16 protein-coding genes are annotated in these 17,819 nt (G+C 73.1%); 6 read left to right on the top strand and 10 right to left on the bottom strand.

The features are described from left to right. Positions 1-86: 86 nt before the first annotated feature. From OG904_RS33325 to OG904_RS33305, 5 genes are all read right to left on the bottom strand, one after another. On the bottom strand, positions 87-1,274 hold the full coding sequence (locus OG904_RS33325) for a glutamate--cysteine ligase (protein ID WP_405497494.1): 1,188 nt from the start codon (positions 1,272-1,274) through the stop codon (positions 87-89). Positions 1,275-1,473: 199 nt separating this feature from the next. Next, on the bottom strand, positions 1,474-2,157 hold the full coding sequence (gene lepB / locus OG904_RS33320; protein WP_405497492.1) for a signal peptidase I: 684 nt from the start codon (positions 2,155-2,157) through the stop codon (positions 1,474-1,476). Between the two features lie 222 nt (positions 2,158-2,379). Beyond that, positions 2,380-3,735, bottom strand: coding sequence for a sensor histidine kinase (locus tag OG904_RS33315; RefSeq protein ID WP_405497490.1), 1,356 nt, complete (start codon positions 3,733-3,735; stop codon positions 2,380-2,382). Between the two features lie 130 nt (positions 3,736-3,865). After that, positions 3,866-4,516, bottom strand: coding sequence for a response regulator (locus OG904_RS33310; RefSeq protein ID WP_405497488.1), 651 nt, complete (start codon positions 4,514-4,516; stop codon positions 3,866-3,868). 167 nt (positions 4,517-4,683) lie between these two features. Next, on the bottom strand, positions 4,684-6,063 hold the full coding sequence (locus OG904_RS33305; protein ID WP_405497486.1) for a D-alanyl-D-alanine carboxypeptidase family protein: 1,380 nt from the start codon (positions 6,061-6,063) through the stop codon (positions 4,684-4,686). A gap of 473 nt (positions 6,064-6,536) precedes the next feature. Between OG904_RS33305 and OG904_RS33300 the strand changes: the two genes are divergently transcribed. Then, the gene (locus OG904_RS33300) at positions 6,537-7,445 is read left to right on the top strand and encodes a hypothetical protein (protein ID WP_405497484.1); all 909 of its coding nucleotides are present in this window, start codon (positions 6,537-6,539) and stop codon (positions 7,443-7,445) included. 132 nt (positions 7,446-7,577) lie between these two features. Here OG904_RS33300 and OG904_RS33295 read toward each other — a convergent pair whose 3' ends face one another. Next, positions 7,578-7,973, bottom strand: coding sequence for a hypothetical protein (locus OG904_RS33295; RefSeq protein WP_405497482.1), 396 nt, complete (start codon positions 7,971-7,973; stop codon positions 7,578-7,580). Between the two features lie 307 nt (positions 7,974-8,280). On the opposite strand from OG904_RS33295, the gene OG904_RS33290 reads away from it, so the two are divergent. The 4 genes from OG904_RS33290 to OG904_RS33275 all read left to right on the top strand — a co-directional run bounded on the left by OG904_RS33290 (position 8,281) and on the right by OG904_RS33275 (position 11,167). Continuing rightward, complete coding sequence (locus OG904_RS33290; protein WP_405497480.1) at positions 8,281-8,871, top strand: GNAT family N-acetyltransferase; 591 nt, start codon at positions 8,281-8,283, stop codon at positions 8,869-8,871. 167 nt (positions 8,872-9,038) lie between these two features. Beyond that, entirely contained in the window at positions 9,039-9,437 is a 399-nt protein-coding gene (locus OG904_RS33285) for a deaminase (RefSeq protein ID WP_405497478.1), read from the top strand. A gap of 66 nt (positions 9,438-9,503) precedes the next feature. Continuing rightward, on the top strand, positions 9,504-9,710 hold the full coding sequence (locus OG904_RS33280) for a hypothetical protein (RefSeq protein ID WP_405497476.1): 207 nt from the start codon (positions 9,504-9,506) through the stop codon (positions 9,708-9,710). Further along, entirely contained in the window at positions 9,707-11,167 is a 1,461-nt protein-coding gene (locus tag OG904_RS33275) for an LCP family protein (RefSeq protein ID WP_405497474.1), read from the top strand. The genes OG904_RS33280 and OG904_RS33275 overlap by 4 nt, the downstream gene beginning before the upstream one ends. A 102-nt stretch (positions 11,168-11,269) precedes the next feature. Here OG904_RS33275 and OG904_RS33270 read toward each other — a convergent pair whose 3' ends face one another. Continuing rightward, entirely contained in the window at positions 11,270-11,497 is a 228-nt protein-coding gene (locus tag OG904_RS33270) for a cold-shock protein (RefSeq protein ID WP_405497472.1), read from the bottom strand. Between the two features lie 277 nt (positions 11,498-11,774). On the opposite strand from OG904_RS33270, the gene OG904_RS33265 reads away from it, so the two are divergent. Beyond that, positions 11,775-12,593 carry an alpha/beta fold hydrolase gene (locus OG904_RS33265; protein ID WP_405497470.1) on the top strand — a complete coding sequence of 273 codons (819 nt, stop codon included), beginning with the start codon at positions 11,775-11,777 and terminating at the stop codon, positions 12,591-12,593. 76 nt (positions 12,594-12,669) lie between these two features. Here the strand turns inward: OG904_RS33265 and OG904_RS33260 are convergent, their stop codons facing one another. The 3 genes from OG904_RS33260 to OG904_RS33250 form a co-directional block, all read right to left on the bottom strand. Next, complete coding sequence (locus OG904_RS33260) at positions 12,670-13,587, bottom strand: EAL domain-containing protein (protein ID WP_405497468.1); 918 nt, start codon at positions 13,585-13,587, stop codon at positions 12,670-12,672. Between the two features lie 173 nt (positions 13,588-13,760). After that, positions 13,761-15,389 (bottom strand): Na+/H+ antiporter, encoded by a 1,629-nt coding sequence (locus tag OG904_RS33255; protein ID WP_405497466.1) that lies wholly within the window; start codon positions 15,387-15,389, stop codon positions 13,761-13,763. 716 nt (positions 15,390-16,105) lie between these two features. Beyond that, complete coding sequence (locus OG904_RS33250; RefSeq protein WP_405497464.1) at positions 16,106-17,389, bottom strand: YhgE/Pip domain-containing protein; 1,284 nt, start codon at positions 17,387-17,389, stop codon at positions 16,106-16,108. Between the last annotated feature and the right edge of the window lie 430 nt (positions 17,390-17,819).

Below are 17,819 nucleotides of genomic sequence, written 5' to 3'. Positions count from 1 at the left end.
CGGTTTCAGGGGTCGCACGGGCAGTCGCACGGGCAGTCTCGCGGGCGGGCACTCCAGCGCCCGGAACCATGGTCCGCAGGATGTGCTCAGCAGGCCTCGGTCTCGTCCGCGAGCTGCCGCAGCACGTCGGCACAGGACCAGCGGCGCTCGAACACCTCCCGCTGCCGGGCGGCGGACGATCCCCCGTGGATCAGGTCCGTGAGGGTCCGGGTGACGTGGTCGTAGTCCCCGGCCGCGTCCAGTTCGGGCCCGAGCAGGTCCACGAGCTGCCACGCCAGCGTGGCGGCGGGCACGTCCGCGCCCGTGAACGGGTCGAGGCCCGATCCTTCGAGGCCCTCCCGGGCCGCGCGCCAGCGTGCCAGCCGCAGCGTCCGGCCGGAGACGATGGGACCGGGAAGCATGTCGGGGTCCTCGGCGAGCACCCGGGCCACCAGGGCTCTGGACACGGCCGCCTGGAGCAGCGCTTCGTCCAGGCGCGAGGACATGTCGGGCGCCCGCAGTTCGAGGGTGGGCCAGTTCGCACTCGGCCGCAGGTCCCAGTAGACCATTGCCTCGTCCAGCGCGGCGCCGGAGTCCAGCAGGCTCCGCACCGCGCTGTCGTACGTGGCCGTCGAGGCGAAGTGCGGCGGCACCCCGGCGGACGGCCAGGAGGACCAGGCGACGCTGCGCCAGCTCGCATGGCCGGTGTCACGGCCGTTCCACACCGGGGAGCCCGCCGACAGCGCGATGAAGGTCGGGATCCAGGGGCGCATCCGGTTGGACGCGCGGACGGCCGCGTCCTTGTCGACCGAGCCGACGTGCACGTGGCGGCCGCATCCGACGAGGTTGTCGTTGAGCGAGCCGAAGAGGTCGTGGCGGACACGCCGGCGTTCCCGGTCGAGGTTCAGGTGCAGCGGGGAGGGCGGGGTGCGGACGGGAGACGCGGCGGCGATCAGGCGGTACCCGCGTGCACGGGCGGCGTCGGACAGGACCCGGCGGGCCGCGCCGAGGCTGTCGCGGAGCCCGGCCAGCGTGTGGTGCACCGGCGTGGCCGTCTCGACCTGGTAGCGGGTGCCTTCCCCGTGGAAGGCGTGGCCGGAGCCCGCCACGTCGGCCAGGATCTCGGCGGCGGCGGGGACCAGCTGCCAGCTGCGGGCGTCCACCAGCAGGTACTCCTCCTCCACCCCGAGGGACAGGGTGGGCGGCAGGCGGTCGGCGGCGGGCAGCGGGGCGGGGCGCGGACGGGTGGTCACCGTGCCGGTACCCGGCAGGGACGACAGAATTCTGGCGTTCAACGAACTCTCGCCAATCGAAAGGGCCGGTGCGGCACGGGTTTTCGGCGTCGTCGAGGCCGGTGGGCCGACCGCACGCCGCGGGAGTGGCGTTCCGCCAGGAGGAAGTCGACCTGAGAGCCGGCCGGAACACGTCTCCCATGCTCCGGCCGTACGGGCGACCGGTCGTCCACCGATCGGGGGGCCCGGGCAGGGGAGCCGCCTACAGCGTGCGCCAGTGCGCCGTGGGCCAGGCCACCGCGAAGGCCTTGCCGACCACTGCGTCATGGGGGATCGACCCCCCGTGGCCGTTGCCGAGGTGCACCCGAGAGTCGGCCGAGTTGCCCCGGTTGTCGCCCAGGACGAACAGCCGGCCGGCGGGCACGGTGACGCGGAACGGTTCGCTGCGGTGAGCGGCCCGGCCCGGCGGTCCGGGCGGCTCCACGAGTACGCCGTCGACACGGACCTGCCCGGAGGCATCCCCCTCGACGGTGTCTCCGCCCACCGCGACCACACGTTTGATCAGCGTCCTGCCGTCGTCCGCGGGCACCAGCCCCAGCGCGGTGAGCACCTCCTTGCCGGGCGGTGCAGGCGATCCGCGGTCCGTGGGCACCGGGGGCGACCAGCCGCCGGGGTCGGTGAAGACCACCACGTCGCCCCGCGCGGGGCGGCCCCCGAACCACGGGGTGAAGCGGTCCACCAGCACCCGGTCGCCGACGCGCAGCGTCGGCTCCATCGAGACCGAGGGGATCACGAATGCCTGCACGGCGAAGGTCTTGAGCAGCAGGGTCAGCGCGATGGCGGTGCACAGGACGCCTGCGATCCGGCGCGGGGTGCGCCCGGCACGGCGCCTGCGGACGCGGCGGGCCAGCCGGCGGCGCTCGGCCCGACCGGACCTGGGCGGCACACTCGGCGGGTCGGCGCCCGGTCCGTTCTCGGTCCGACGCCGACGGCCGGACGGAGCGGGCAGGCGCACGGGCGGGCCGAACTGCCGGGGAGACCGGGCGTGTCCGGGGGCCGGCGTGAACGTTTCAGGCTGCCCGGCCCGGGGTTGACGGGATGCTGCGGCTGCCTTGGCGGCGGCACTGCGCCGGGGTGGTGACGTCAGGGGTGGCTGCGGCACTGCGTGTCACTCCGGGCCGGTGCCCGGCGGCTGCTCGACGCGGCTCGTCCCCTCGGTCGGCAGCGCGGCCGCGGGGGTGGCGCCCGCCGCCCCCGGAGCGGGAAGGGTGATGGTCACGCAGGTGCCCTGGGGGCCGGAGGTGATCGCCATGGTGCCGTGGGCCGCTTCGATCCGCACGCGTTGTGAGGCGAGGCCGATGTGGCCGCTGAGCAGTTTGCTGTGCGGTTCGCCGGGGGTGATGCCGCGGCCGTCGTCGACGACCTCCAGCCGCCACACTCCCCCGTCGTCCACCAGGGAGACACCGAACCGGGTTGCCGCGGCATGCAGGACGATGTTGTTGAGGAGTTCCCGGGCCGCGGTGAAGACGAGGCTCTCGCGGGGATCGGGGTTCTCCGTGTCGTGCTGGACTTCGACCGTGCAGTCTCCGCGTAGACCGGCCCGCTCCGCCGTGCTGTTGACCAGCAGGTTCAGGATGTGCCCGATGCCTTTCACCTCCAGCATCAGGGGGTGCAGCTCGGCGGTGAGGTCGCGTAGCTGCCGGGAGATGTCGAGGAGTCTGATGCGGGCGATGGCGACGTCGTCGGGGCCGGCGAGCCGCTGGGCCGTGCCGAGTTCCAGGCGTACGGCCAGCACGGATTGCAGCGGGCCGTCGTGCAACAGCTCGGCGAGCGTGGCCCGTTCCCGCTCCTCGGCGCACATGACCTCGGCGAGGAGCTGTGTCCGCTCGCAGGTGAGCTGGTGGATCCGGTCGGAGCGCTCCTGGTACTGGCGGGCCACCGCCAGGCAGGCGACACACGTCAGGACGAGGAAGGCGAGGACCGCCACGGCGTTCTCGTCGACGGTGCGCACCCGCAGGCGGGAGTCCACCGCCAGCAGGAGTACGTACGCGGTGAGGCATACGCCGGCGATGGCCGCCGTGTGCCGCACCGGCAGCTGGAATGCCGCGAACATGGGGACGAGGAACAGGGCGAGCGCGAGCGCCGGTGATCCGTCGGAGACCAGCTGGAGGAGCGCGACGACGGCGACGTCCGCCCACAGCAGGCCTGCGGCGAGCCGGGGGTAGGGCCGCAGCACCGGCAGATGGCGGCGCCCGAGCGTCATGGCCGCGAGGACCAGCAGCCCGTAGCCGGCCAGGACGGCTGCTTGGGCGAAGGGGAACAGGCACCGGCCCGGGTGCTCCAGCGCCGAGGCCACCGCGAGGACGACGATGAACCCGAGCCGCAGCCAGGCGGCGATCCGGGCGATGTCGGCACGGTGGGACGTCTGGACGTCGTCGAGGCCTGCTCCGGAGTAGGTGCGCGGGAGGCCGCCGGCCGGCGGTGTCCCGTGCGGGGCGGCTGCATCGCCCGTCGCGTGCTTCACAGGGGAGTCCCGGATGTGGGGGACCTCGACCGGCATCCGGCGGGCCCGCTTCGGTTGTCGAACGCGGGCCGGTGCGGCCCGGAGGGCCCGGCATCCGGACCGGGTGGCGGGCTGGGCGCGCTGATTCGCGTTAATCGAGGATCCCGCGGCGCATGGCCTCGGCCACGACAGCGGCCCGCCCGGACACCCCCAGCTTGTCGCAGATGTGCTGGATGTGGGTCTTGACGGTGGAGGGCGCCAGGAAGACCCTGCGTGCGATGTCCGGGGTGGACATGCCGGACGCCAGCATCTTGAGGATCTCCGTCTCCCGCGGGGTCAGGTGCGGATCTCGTATCTCGGTGCGGGTGCGGATTTCGGAGATCAGGCCCGCCGTGAGCCGCGGGGGCAGCACGGGGTCGCCCCGGTGGCAGGCCTTGACCGCCTGGACGATCTCGGACGGCTCGGCCTCCTTCGTCAGGTAGCCCCAGGCCCCGTCCCGCAGCGCCTGGTACACCGTGGCGTTCTCCGTGAACGCGGAGAGGATCAGCATCCTGGTGGCCGACCCGGATTCGGACGCGCTGCGCGCGACCTGGGCACCGTCGAGCCCGGGCATGCGGTGGTCGAGCACGGCGACGTCGGGTTCGACCTCCATGATGGCGGACAGCGCCTCCTTGCCGTCCTGGCAGGCGCGGACGACGTCGAGACCGTCGTCGGCCTCCAGCTCCCGGCTCACTCCGTGGCGATAGACGGGGTGGTCGTCCGCGATCAGGACGCGGATGCGCGGCCGGGGCGTGGTGGTCATGTGGGTCCTCCATTGGGTAACGAGGTCTCATCCTCTCCACCTGCGCCGGGGACCGGACGAGGCGGACGGGCAGCATTTGGGCTGACCGAAGTGAGCCCGTTCAGGGGATTGACGGCTGGCCCTCCACCACACTCACGCCTTGTGACGGGTGTGCGTGCGGGCCGCCGCTAGAGGAGGAGGCCCCGGGCCGGCCACGGAAGGAGGCGCAAGACCAGCCACTCGGGCGCGGAGAGCCGGGGCACCGGCGCATCGGTGACGAGGCCGACGCTTCCCCCGAGAGGGTCCTCCGGGTACGTGGCGTCCGCTGCACCGGAGGTGCCGTCGCGGACCGGACCCGCCGCGCCCGGGCCCGCGTGGGCTCCGTCCCCGTCACCGGCACCCGGCTCCCCCACCGGCCGCACAGCGGTGACGACGGCCCTGGCGGCAGCGGTTCCGGCCGGGGCGCCGTCGGCCGGTGCGGCCCCCGGCTCGACGGTGAGGGTCACACGGGCCCCCGGGGGTCCGGTGACGGACAGATCGTGTGCCGCGCTCAAGGGCACCGCGCGACCCACCCCGTCGCGAAGCGAAGCGATGACCTCGCCCCTGCGGACGACCGGGGCGGCGACGAGGGCGCGGTCGGTTTCGGCGAGCAGCTGCCGGACGGGGGTGGTCAGGGTGGCTCTGCGCGGCTGGGCCAGGACGGCGCCGACGACGAGTCTGCTGCGGCCGGCGATGTCCCGGTGGGCGGCGAAGACGAGGTTTCGGCCGGCGGCACGGGTGGTGCCGGTCTTGCCCGCGAAGACGCCCTCCTCGCCCAGCATGGGATTGGTGTTGGCGTGGCGGTGACCGTGGACGTCGGTGTACGAGGAGCTCGCCAGGGCGGCGAAGTCCGGCAGGCGCAGAGCCGCCCGCAGGAGCTTGACCTGATCCGCCGCCGTGCTGACGGTGGTCGCCGCCAGCCCGCTCGGACCGGTGTAGTGGGTCTCGTCCATGCCGAGCCGCTGCGCGGTGCGGTTCATCTCGCCGACGAAGGCGGTCGGGACCGGGCCGTACCAGCGGGCCAGCTCGTCGGCGACGTTGTTCGCCGAAGCGGCCAGCAGCGCGCGGAGCGCGTCGCGTTCGGTCATGCGCTGCCCCGGCCGGAGCGGGACGACGGACTCCGCCCCGGCGGATCGTGCCCGGTAGCGGGCCGCTTCGGCGGCGGACACGGTGAACGACGGGCCGTCCTGCCCCGGCCGCAGCGGGTGCCGTGAAAGGAACACGTACGCCGTCATCACCTTGGCCGTACTGGCGGCGGGTACGGGGGTCTGGCCCGGCGAGGCGTACTCGCCGGCCCCGGCGACGGCGAACGCGGCCTGGCCGGTGGCGGGCCACTGCGGCGCTGCCGGGGTGCCCGGCAGGTGCCGCACGAGCTCGGAAGCGGCCGCCGGGCGGCCGAACAGCACCAGCGAGAGTGCGACGGCCGCGGTACACAGCACCGCGGTCAGCGCCGGCGCCACGGCCGCGAGCCGGCGCCGAGCCACTCCTCGTCGACCGGGGGGAGACGGCGGGGCTGCGGCGGAGGACATGAGGGGACTCCTTCGGTTCGGGGCTGCCCGCACGAGGGCGACGAGGGGAAAGCATCCGCACCCGCATCCGCATGACCTCAGGCAGACGGCGGGGACCGGCCGCAGACCGGCGGACACGTGCCGACTCGGGCTGCCGGCGCCCGGGCAGCGGACCGACGGGCACGGCTGCTGCCGTCCGGTTCTGCCACCCTGCGCCGTCCCGGAGGCCCTCCGGATCCCCTGATCGAGGGAACCGGCGGCTGACCCGCCCCACCGGCCCGCCCCGGACAGGGGGCGCGGTGGAGAAGCGCCGACGGCCGTGGCACCGCAGGAGCGGCAGGACGACCCGGCGCGGGGACCTAAGCGTCCACCGGCACGACCGCCCGATCGGTGGACGAGAGGCTGCCGTGCAATTCCTACGGTGAGATCACCGGCGCACATGACGCAGGACCGTCTCCGACCGCCGACACGTCACGACTGGAAGGGTGAGCTCGTTGTCCAAGTACAGGCCCCGGGCCGAGATGACACCGGAACAGAGCGCCCGCGCACGGCGGGACGCCAAGCGGCGCAAGTTCCTCGTCCAGCGCGGTACGCCCTCCCGCAGCCGGAACATCTCCGAGGTCCAGCGACACGTCCGCCGTCTGTACTACGACGGCGGGATGACCTCCCGCGCCATGGCCGCCCAGAGCGGCGTCAGCCGGGACACGATCATGCAGGTGATCAAGGGGTACCGGGTGGTGCAGGGGCGGCGTACGACCGTCTCCTGCCTGCTGCAGTCCACGATCGACAAGCTCTCGACGATCCGGCTGGAGCTGGCCCCGCCCGAGGACCTCCTGGGTGCGCACATCCCGCCCACCGGCACCCGCCGCCGCCTGCAGGCGCTCAGCGCCATGGGCTACGACTCCGTCTGGATGGCCGAGCGGCTGGGGACCTGTGCGGGCAACATCGGAGCCCTGATACGCGGCCACCGGGGCCGGTGCTACGTGTACGCGGCGACCGCCCGGCGCGTGCGCACCCTGTACGCCACGTACCAGCACGTCGACCCCGCCGAGACGGGCCGCAGCGCCTGGCACATCAGCACCGCCAAGAGCCGGGCCCGCAAGCAGGGCTACGCCCCGCCGTGGTGCTGGGACGAGGAGACGATCGACGACCCGCACGCCGAACCCGAGTGGACGGGCGCGTGCGGAACCTCCCGGGGCCATGCCATCCACCGGCGCGAGCAGATCGCGACCTGCGGCCCCTGCCGCGAGGCCAAGCACAACGAAGCCGACGAGCCGAAGGCGCCGGTCATGGCCCTGTCGGTGACCCGGGAGCGGCCCGCCCGCCGGGGCACGACGCGCCCGGGCAAGGCGGCGGCGGTGCGGCCGGCGGAGGTCCGCGCCCGGCAGCGCACGGCTGCCTGACCGGACACCCGGCGGATCACCGGCGCGGACCGTCGTGCTCCCCTGCGCTGCCGGCCGCGGACCGTTACGCGGCCGAGGTCCCGCCGGGAGCGTTCGGCGGCGTGCCGGGGTCTCTCACGCACCGGGGGACTCTCACGGACCGGGGTCGGCGGCGCACTTCTGCGGCCAGCGCGCGAGCGTGTACCCGCTGCCGAGTTCCTCGAGCGGGAGCCGGGTGACGATGCCGCAGGGTTCGCGGCAGAGGGCGAAGTGGCCCAGCTCGCTGTTCTCCAACTCGATGAGGTGCAGTTCCTCCGGCGCCGTGTACTGCACGGCGTCGTCCTCGGCATCGTCCTTCGCCTCGGCGCGCGCCCAGACCTGCCCGGGTGCGGCCAGCAGGTGCACGCACCCGGTGGCGTAGGCGTAGCAGGCGACCTCCAGCGCGGCCTGCGGGTCCAGGAGGTCCATCGCCTCCAGCCGCCCCTGGTACTCCTTGACCAGCTCCGCGGCACGCACTCCGCCCACGACCAGATCTATTCTTGAACTCATGTGAACCAACTCCGCTGCGCAGTAGTGATTTTCCGGTCACGTCACCGGTGCGGCGCGGAGGGCGCGGCAGCCGGCTGGGTGAGTTGCACATGTTCCGGTCCCCGCGCCGGGAGACCCTTCTCCTTTGAGGCAGGCATCCGGGCAGTCCTTCCTCGAAGGGCCGTACCTTGCGCATCGGGCCCTCCTGCGGCCCCACGGCTGCCTGAACGGGATTGCCCGCCCCGTCCGCACCGTGATCGGGTCGAGCCAGCCGCCCGGGCGCCGCCCCGGCCGGCCTCCCCGCCCCTCCCTGCCAAAGGCCCGCACCATGCAAGTCCGCACCGCACGCACCGCTTTGAAGGTCCTGGACATCGATGTCGCCGCCTTGGCCGAGGACACCCTCCGGGTCCAGGCACAGGCCCTCGGCATGCCGCCCCGCGCGCTCGACCACCGGATCCCGGAGCGCCGCGCCCGCGGGGCGTGCGAGCTGACCGCCCTCGGCGCCTTCGAAGGCGGCCGGCTCGTGGGCTTCGCCTACGGGATCGCGGCCCGCGAGCCCTACGGGTGGCGGGGGCCGGTCACCGCGACCCTGCAGGCGGCCGGCCGGCACGCCTGGGCCGAGGACGCGTTCTACCTCTGCGAGATGCACGTGCTGCCCGCCTTCCAGCGCCGAGGGCTGGGCACGCTCCTGCTCACCTCCCTGTGCGAGCGCGCGACGGAGCGCCGGGTGATCCTGACGACGCCCCACCGGCCGACGCCCGCCCGCCGGCTGTACCACCGCCACGGCTACCGCGACCTGGCGAGCACGGGCTCCGCCGGTTCCGATGCGGAGCCGTACGCGATCATGGGGGCGGAGCTGCCCCTCCGCCCGGCCGCCGTCCCCGCCACCTTCTCCGCCTTCTCCACCTTCGCGGCCTGAACGCAGGGCCCGGACCGGTGGAGGCTCCCTCCCCCGCCGCCCGGCCCGGTCAGGGGATCCCGCCGTACTGCTGCCGGCGGGACGCTGGCTCCTGCGACACCACGCGCCCCGGAACTCCGCTCCCCGGAGTCTCCGGGCCCAGGCACGGCCCGTCCGCAGGAGAACGCATGCTCGCCGTCGACGTTCCCGAGTCCCGCCTGTCCCGTCCCGGCTGGATGCAGGCCGCGCTGCGCCAGGCCTCCCGTTCGGGCTGCCGCTATCCGATGGGCGCCGTACTCGTCCACGGCAACCGCATCCTGGCCGCCGCCCCCAACAAGCGGCGCAACGCCCCCTCCGTGGACTTCCGCAACAGCACCTTCCACGCCGAGGTGGCCACGCTCCGGCGGGCCCGGCGCACCGAAGGAGCCACCATGTACGTCGCCCGGGTGGACGCCCGGCTGCGCCCGGCCATGGCCCGGCCCTGCCGCCGCTGCCAGCAGGCCCTGTGGGAGGCGGGCGTCCAACGCGTGTTCTACACGGACCGGAGCGGCGCCGTGCAGGGCATGGCCATCGTCCACGGCCCTTGAGCGCTCCGCGCGGATCAGGCCCCCGTAGCCCGGCATTAGGCGGACCGCAAGGTTCCCGGTCTCACGATGGACACCACCCCCGGCACGCCCACGCGCTGCCGTCCCACCGAAAGGCCCGACATGCCGTCCACCCTCGTCGACATCGCAGCCGCCGCCTCCCCGCCGCACGGCTCGGACGTCCGCGCCGTGCGGCGGACCTTCTACCGGGTGCGGCAGGGGCTGTGGCAGCTGGTGGCAGCGGGGTCCCCGGACCACAAGCGGACCCGCCGGTGAGCAGGGCCCGCCGCCGGGTGACCGCCCGGCCGGCCGAGGTCGATCCGCCGGGAGGACGGCCGTTGTCCCGGCAGGAGGCCCGGGCCCGCAGCCGTTCCCGGAACCGGCGCCGCACCCTGATCAGGGCCGGGGTCGTCACGGCGCTGGTGGTGGCCGTGGGCGGCGGCTCCCTCGCGTACGCCTTCTACTCGCAGCTGAACGGCAACATCAAGACGGCGGACCTCACCACGTCCCTCGGGGACGACCGGCCGGCGCAGTCCCCGCGCGGCGCCCTGAACATCGCGCTGATCGGTTCGGACAGCCGGAAGGGGACCGGCGATGCCTACGGCAAGGGGTACACCGGCCAGCAGTCCGACACGCTGATGGTTCTGCACCTGTCCGCGGATCACAAGCAGGCCACCGTCGTATCGTTGCCCCGCGATTCCTGGGTCGACGTCCCCAGCTGCGACATCGGCAACGGCAAGACCTCCCGGCCGACCAAGGGAAAGATCAACAGCGCCTTCGCGGTCGGCAGCTCCAACGGCGGCGTGGCGGGCGGCGCGGCCTGCGCCATCAAAACGGTCGAGCACAACACGGGACTGCACATCGACCATTTCATGGAGATCGACTTCTCCGGCTTCAAGGACATGGTGAACGCGCTCGGCGGTGTCCGGATGTGCCTGCCCGAAGCGATCAAGGACAAGAAGGCGAAGCTCTCGCTGCCCGCCGGCTGCCAGAAGCTCAACGGCGAGAAGGCGCTGGGGTTCGCCCGGGCCCGCTACGCGCTCGGCGACGGCAGCGACATCGGCCGCATCGGCCGCCAGCAGGAACTCCTCAACGCGATATTCGCGACCGTACAGGCAAAGAAGCTCGACCCGCGCGCGATGTACCGGATGGCCGGCGCCGCGACCAAGTCCCTGACGGTCGACAACAAGCTCGGGGGCCTCTCCGGGCTGCTCGCCCTCGGCAAGGACTTCCAGGCGATGCCCAAGGACAAGCTGACGTTCGTCACGGTCCCGAACTACCCGCGCGAGCTCGACGTCCCCTCCGACAAGGCCAACGTCGTCTGGAAGCCCGCGGCCGAGGAACTCTTCGCCGCCCTCCGCGACGACAAGCCCGTCGACAAGAAGGGCCGGCCGCTCGACGCGTCCGGCACGCAGTCGACCACGGACGCCGGCAAGACCCTCAAGCGGCAGGACATCAAGGTCAAGGTCCTCAACAGCACCACGGTGCCCGGCAAGGCCGCGGCCGCCTCCCGGAAGGCGGCCGCGGCCGGCTTCCGTACCGCGGGCACCGGCGACGAACACCCCGTGCTGGACACGACGGTGATCCGGTACGGACCCCAGGGGAAGCCGGCGGCGCTCGAACTGGCCGCCGCGTTCGGACTCGACGCCAACCGGCTCCGGCAGCGGGGCGACGCTCCGGCGACCTCGGTCACGCTCGTCCTCGGCACCGACCTCAAGGCGGCGGGCTTCTGAGCACGCCGGCACCGGGTACCGCGGTGCCGGCCACGTGCAAGGGCCTGGACTTCACCAAGTGAAGGCCAGGCCCTTGCGCATGTGCACGTGCCCGCAGGCGGTTCAGTCCCGTTTGCGGACGTTGCGGGCCCACGGCCCGCGGGCGCTGTCGCACAGCTCGTACACGACCGCGTCGCCCTCGGCCGGCTGACCCGCACCGGGCTCGGTGGCCATGTCGCAGCGGTGGACGAACAGATCGGGCTGACCGTCCCCGTCCGGGGTGATGAGCCCGAACTCGCCCCGTGGGGAGCGCCACAGCACCGTCCCCGACGTGGTTCTCGTATTCGGCATGTCCTGTTCCCTTCTCCATGCGCTTGATGCGCCAGCAGCGTCGCTGGTGGCAACCAATCACCTGCCGGGCGCGCGGTGAAGGAGGGGCGGGACAGCGATTCGGGCAGCCGGCTGCCCGGCGACCCGCACGTGCAGCACATGACGCGGTGGCCCGGCAACCCCCGGCGGTACGCACATCCGGGGGAGACGAACTCCGGCGCCCGGCCGCGCCCAAGGACCGATGGCAGCGCCGCACCGACCGCCCAAAATCGGGAGGAATCCGGAAAGGAACCGAAAGTTGAAAATCAACAGGACTGCGGCCACGATCGCGGCCACCACGGTCATCGCGCTGGCAACAGCCACACTGGGCACCGGCGCCTCCGCCACGAGCAGCCCCCAAGTAAAGCCGACCATCGTTCTGGTGCACGGTGCCTTCGCCGACTCGTCGGGGTGGAACGACGTCGTCCAGCGCCTCCAGGCGCGCGGCTACAAGGTCGTGGCCGCTGCCAATCCGCTGCGCGGCCTCTCCTCCGACTCGGCCTACGTGGCCGAGCTCCTCAAGGGCATCACGGGGCCGGTGGTACTCGCGGGCCACTCCTACGGCGGCGAAGTGATCACCAATGCTGCCGCCGTTTCCCCGCAGGTCAAGGCTCTCGTGTACATCGCGGCCATCGCCCCCGACAAGGGCGAGAGCGCCAACGACGTACTCGGCAGGTTCCCCGGCAGCCAACTGCCCGAGTCCCTCAACCCGGTGCCCTACACCCGCGCCGACGGCACTGCCGGGGCGGACCTGTACATCAAACCGGACAAGTTCCGCCAGGCCTTCGCCGGCGACGTGCCCGCGTGGAAGGCGTCCGTCATGGCGGCGACGCAGCGCCCGATCGAGGCGTCCAGCCTGGGCGACCGGAGCACGTACGCCGCCTGGCAGTCCATCCCCTCCTGGTACCTCGTGGCGCAGCAGGACAAGGCCATCCCGCCGGCAGCCCAGCGATTCATGGCCGAGCGCGCCGGTGCGCACACCGTTGAGGTGGACGCGGCGCACGCCGCCGCCGTCTCGCAGCCGAAGGCCGTGAGCGGCATCATCCTGGATGCTGCCGAGAGCGTGCGGACGAACTAGACCACTGGTCATTGCCACTGGTCCTTCGGGGCCACCGTCCTACACGGTGAGGGGTCCGGGCCGACGCCCGGGCCCCTCACCCGCGTTGGGCCGATCCCTCGGCTTGCCGCAGCCACCCGGTCGCGTCGGCCGCGGGCAGCGCCGGCGACACGAGCCAGCCCTGGACCACCGGGACGCCCATCGCCTCCAGCAGATGCACGTCCTGCCGGCTCTCCACCCCCTCGGCCACCACGTCCAGCCCCAGGGAATGTGCCAGGTCCACCGAACACCGGACCACGGCCGCGTCCCGCGGGTCTTCGGCCATCCGCGAGACGAAGGACCGGTCGATCTTCATCTCGTCGAGAGGCAGTTCCCGCAGCCGGACGATCGAGGAGTGCCCGGTTCCGAAGTCGTCCAGGGAGGTACGGACACCGAGTCCGCGCAGCTCGGCAAGGGCCACGGCCAGCGCGGCCACGTCGCGCGTCTCCGAGCTCTCCGTCACCTCGACCGTCAGCGACTCGCCCGGCAGGCCGTGCCCGCGCAGGAGGTCGCGCACCACCACGGGGAAACCGGGGGCCAGAGCGCACGCCGGGGAGATGTTGACCGAGACCGGGACCGCGAGTCCCTCCTCCCGCCATGCGGCTGCCTGGGCGATCGCCGTGTCGAGCACGTACCGCGTCAGAGGGGGCATCAACCCGTCGCGCTCCGCGCGCTCGATCAGCGGGCCCGGCAACTCCCGCCCGCCGTCCAGCCGCCGGCGGCGCAGCAGCGCCTCCATGCCGGCAGCTCTGCCGCACAAGGTCACCTGCGGCTGGTAATGGAGCTCCAGCGAACCGCCGCCCAGTGCCCGCTCCAGGTCCCGCACGTCGTCGGGCCCGGACTCGTCCGGGGGCCCGCCACACGGCCGGCCGGACCGGCCGCCGAACACCCGGGCGAGCAACAGCGCCAGGCACACGCCGCCGAAGACGGCCACCGTGAAGTACCGCTCCTGCTTCGCCACCGGTTCCCCTGCCATGGTGATGCCCTGCCTTCTTTCTCCGTAGTCCCGGTCAGCACACGGTCCCCTGCCGGCAGGCGGGCCGCCAGCCCTCGCGGTCAGTCCGCCGTGCACACCGGGCCTCCCGGCAGGTCGCCGCGTACGGACGGGTCTGGGTACCTCGACGTCGCGGCCGTGACAGTCCCCGGGGGTCAGGATTGCCCTCGCTCGGCCGCTCCTGTGCTGTACAAGATCGCTTCCTCCAGATCCAGCCGGCGTACGAGCAGCCGCATCGTCTCCGTGTCGAGCCGGCGCCGGTCCCTCAGGTCCACCAGGACGCGCCGTTCCTCGGCGAGGAGTTCGGCCGCGAGCCGCCGGTAGGTGACGTGCGCGCGCTCCTCTTCGGGCAGGGCGCCGTAGTGCTCCCGGGCCGCGTCCTCCACGGCGCTCAGCCGCCGCCCGGGCATCCGGCGCAGCCGCTCCTCCAGCGGCGGGGGCAGCACGTTGCGCCTGTCGCGGAGGAGTTCTTCGATCCGGGCTTCGGCCGCACGTGACGCCGCCTGCTGGGCCTGCGCCGCGGCCCGCGCCTCCTCGGCCCGATCACGGCTTGGCAGCTTCACCAGCCGTACCAGCGGTGTCAGGGTGAAACCCTGGACGAGGAGCGTGGAGATCACGGTGGTGAAGGTGAGGAAGAGGATGAGGCTCCGGGCGGGGAAGGCCTCCTCCCCCGCGGGCCCCGGCGTCGTCGCCGGGATGGAGAAGGCGACCGCCAGGGAGACCACCCCCCGCATGCCCGACCATCCCACGATGAGGGTCGATCTCCAGCTCGTGTCGGGCTCGCGGCGGCGGATCCGGGCGCTGAGCAGCCTCGGCAGGAAGGTCCAGGGGAAGACCCACAGCAGCCGGACCGCCACGACCAGCAGGAAGACCGACACCGCGTACCGGACCAGCTGCCCCGCACCGTACGCCTCCAGTCCGTCGAGGACCCGTGGCAACTGCAGCCCGATCAGGGCGAAGACCACGGATTCGAGGGCGAAGACGAGCATGCGCCATACCGCCGTCTCCTGCAGGCGGGCCGCGAAGTCGACCTCCCAGGACCGGTGTCCGAGGTACAGGGCCACCACGACGACGGCGAGCACTCCGGAGGTGTGCAGCCGCTCCGCGAGGGCGAACACCGCGAAGGGCATCAGCAGCGAGAGGATGTTGTGCAGGACGGGTTCCCTCAGCCGGCGGCGCATCCAGTGGATCGGCACCATCAGCACCAGTCCGGTGGCGACCCCGCCCACCGCGGTCGTCAGGAACTCGGCCAGGCCGCCCGCCCAGCCGGTGCCCTCCCCCACCGATACGGCGAGCATCACCTTGAAGAGGGTGATCGCCGTGGCATCGTTGGCCAGCGACTCGCCCTCCAGGATGGCGGTGATCCGAGGGGGCAGCCGGAGCTTGCGCGCGATCGCGGTGGCCGCCACCGCATCGGGCGGTGCGAGGACCGCGCCGAGGACCAGTGCGGAGGTCAGCGGCATGCCGGGCACCAGCAGGTGGACTCCGTAGCCGACCGCGAGCGCGGCGAAGAGCACGTAGCCGATCGCCAGCCAGAGCACCGGCCGGATCGCGGCCACCAGGTCCGGGTACGAGCTGTCCGACGCCGCACCGTACAGCAGCGGTGGCAGCATCAAGGGGATGACGACTGCCGGGTCCAGCGCGTACGCGGGCACTCCCGGCACGGTGGCCAGCACCAGGCCGATGACCACCAGGAGCAGCGGTGCGGGCACCGGCCCGCGCCGCGCCGCGGCTCCGACGGCCACGCTTCCCGCTATGAGAGCGAGCACCTCCAGAATCTCCATGCCTGCTTTCCACGGGGCGAGTTGGGGGCAGGCACAGGTGCGGCCGGCGGCGGGCGCTGCCTGCAGACAGCCCGAACGCTACGTACAGCCCTGGGTACTTGCCGCCAAGGAGATACGCGGCGCTGCGCTATCGACCAAGGCGATCCGGCCCGGGATGCGGTTCCCCCCGGTCCGCGCGGCACGGGCAGCCGGTCCTGCCCGGGCACGGCTGGTCGCACGCCCTCCCGGACGCGAGGTCCTGACGGCCCGACCGGGTGTGGACCCCCCAGCCGGCCACCACCACCAGACACGTACCGGCGACGAACGCGACCGCGTCGAGGTCGTGCAGGCGGGCCGTGATCCCCAGGAGGCCGATGACGGCTGCCAGAGCCAGCACGGCGAGGGCCGCCGCGTCCGCAACCGACCAGGATGACGATGCGTCATTCGTGCCGTGGGGCGGACCCTGGTCAATGGCCGTCCGGGCCCGTGCGGTCCACTGCGTTCCCGTCATCGTGTCCTGCCTTCCTTCGGGGCCGTCGGACGGCACCCACTGCTGCGGCCGTCCCGGGACCTGCCTGTGCTCGGGATCGGTGCGCCGGACACCGGAGCGCCGTACGCGTGCCACCGGGGCGCGTCGGGAACGCCCCCGGCCCGCACCACGGGCCGGCGCCCCCGCCACGGCCGTCGGATTCCGCCCACCGGTTCCCCCTTTCGGCGCGGCACTCCGCCCCGCGGTCTCACCGGGCGAGCCGGTGCAGGCCACGGCGGTCGTAGTAGGTGGTCACCGCCAGGCCCAGCAGCAGTGCCGCGACCAGACCGGCTCCCGTCATCGCCCACGCCCGGGTCAGACCCGCATCGGCCTGCGCCCCGAAGTAGAAGATGGCCCTGACCCCGTCCGTGACCTGCCGCATCGGCTCGAACTCCGCCAGCAGCCGGTAGGCCGCCGGCACCGCCTGGACCGGGATCGTCCCGCCCGAGGACGGCAGGGCCAGAGCGATGAAGAGCAGCATCGCGACCGGCTGCCCCAGCGCCCCCAGTACGGACGTCAGGGCCTGCACCCCCACCCCGACCGCGGCGGTCGCGCAGACGGAGTAGACCCACAGCAGCGGCAGGTGCCCGGCGTCCATGTCCAGGAATCCCACGGTGACCGCCAACAGCAGCAAGGCGGTCACCGGCGCGAGCGCCACCGTAAACCCGGTATTGACCAGGAAGGCCTGGCGGCGGCTGATCGCCACCAGGGGGCGGTGCGTGCGCAGCGGTCCGAAATCGCTGGCGGCGTAGCCGAGTCCGACGTCGGTGCCGCTGCTGACGATCCCCGCGCTCAGGAATCCGATGAGCACGAGGAGCAGCGCGTAGTAGAAGGCCGACAGGCCCATGCCGGTGCGCGTGCCGATGGGGTGTCCCACGGAGACGGACACCTCCACCGGATCGGCGAGCAGCAGCCGTGTCGCGGGGCCGGGATCGGGAACACCGTCGGCGGTGTTCCCGGCGAGCAGCACGGCACCGAGTCGCTGGGAGGCTCCGTGGGCCGCCTGCTGCATGGTTGAGCTCGCCAGCGAGGAGCCGAGGCTCCCGGCCCCCGGGTTGGTGAGCACATCGATCCGGGGCCGGGCCGGTGCAGGGGCCGCCTGGTGACCGCCGGTGGTGAGGGACTGCACCCTCGCGGTGAAGTCGGGCGGGATCACGAGGACTCCGTAGAGCTCGTCGGAGGCCAGTTGCCGGCGCGCCTCGGCGAGGCCGAGCGGCTTCCAGTCGAGGTGCCGGTCCGGATCCGCGGCGCGCAGGGATGCCGCGATCCGCGGTCCGAGCGCTTCCGCACCGGTGGCCCCCCGGTCCTCGCTCACGAGCCCGATCGGCAGGTTCTTCATGTCGCCGCGCGGGTCGAGGATCCCGCCCATGTAGATCAGCGGGAGCAGCAGGGCCAGCACGCTCACCAGCCCCGCCGGTACGGCCCAGACGGACGGGCTCAGCAGTGTTCTGCGAAGCGGGTGTTCCGCTGCTTGCCGGTGTGTGGACGACATGGAACCTTCTCGGGCCTCGGAGCGCACGGGCTGACGGCCGGCGCCGCGGCCCCGTCCGGGCGCGGAGGCCAGACCACGCCGTCTGGTTGACCCAGGCATGATCATCCACTCCGCCGGCCGCCCGCATCCCCCCAGCGAAGCGGCCACAGGCCTAGGTCTGTGCAGTGCTGGTACCGGTCAGGCGGTGCGCGTACGGGGTCGGCAGCGACGGCGAGCGCCCGCCGGGGAACCAAGCCGTGCACAGGTCCCGGTACGACACGGGGATCGATACACCGTGCGCACGGCCGGCGACCCGGGCTTCCACGTGGCCCGGGGAATGAGCCGGTCCCAGGTGGCCTGCCGTTCATGAGTCCAGGGCCGCTGGGCGTGCGCGGCGTTGTACAGACGGACCATCGCCGGATCGGCCGACGTGCCGCTGGCGGACGCCCGG

Source organism: Streptomyces sp. NBC_00096 (assembly GCF_045041305.1).
Lineage (GTDB): Bacteria > Actinomycetota > Actinomycetes > Streptomycetales > Streptomycetaceae > Streptomyces.
This window is presented reverse-complemented; position numbering and strand designations above follow the sequence as displayed.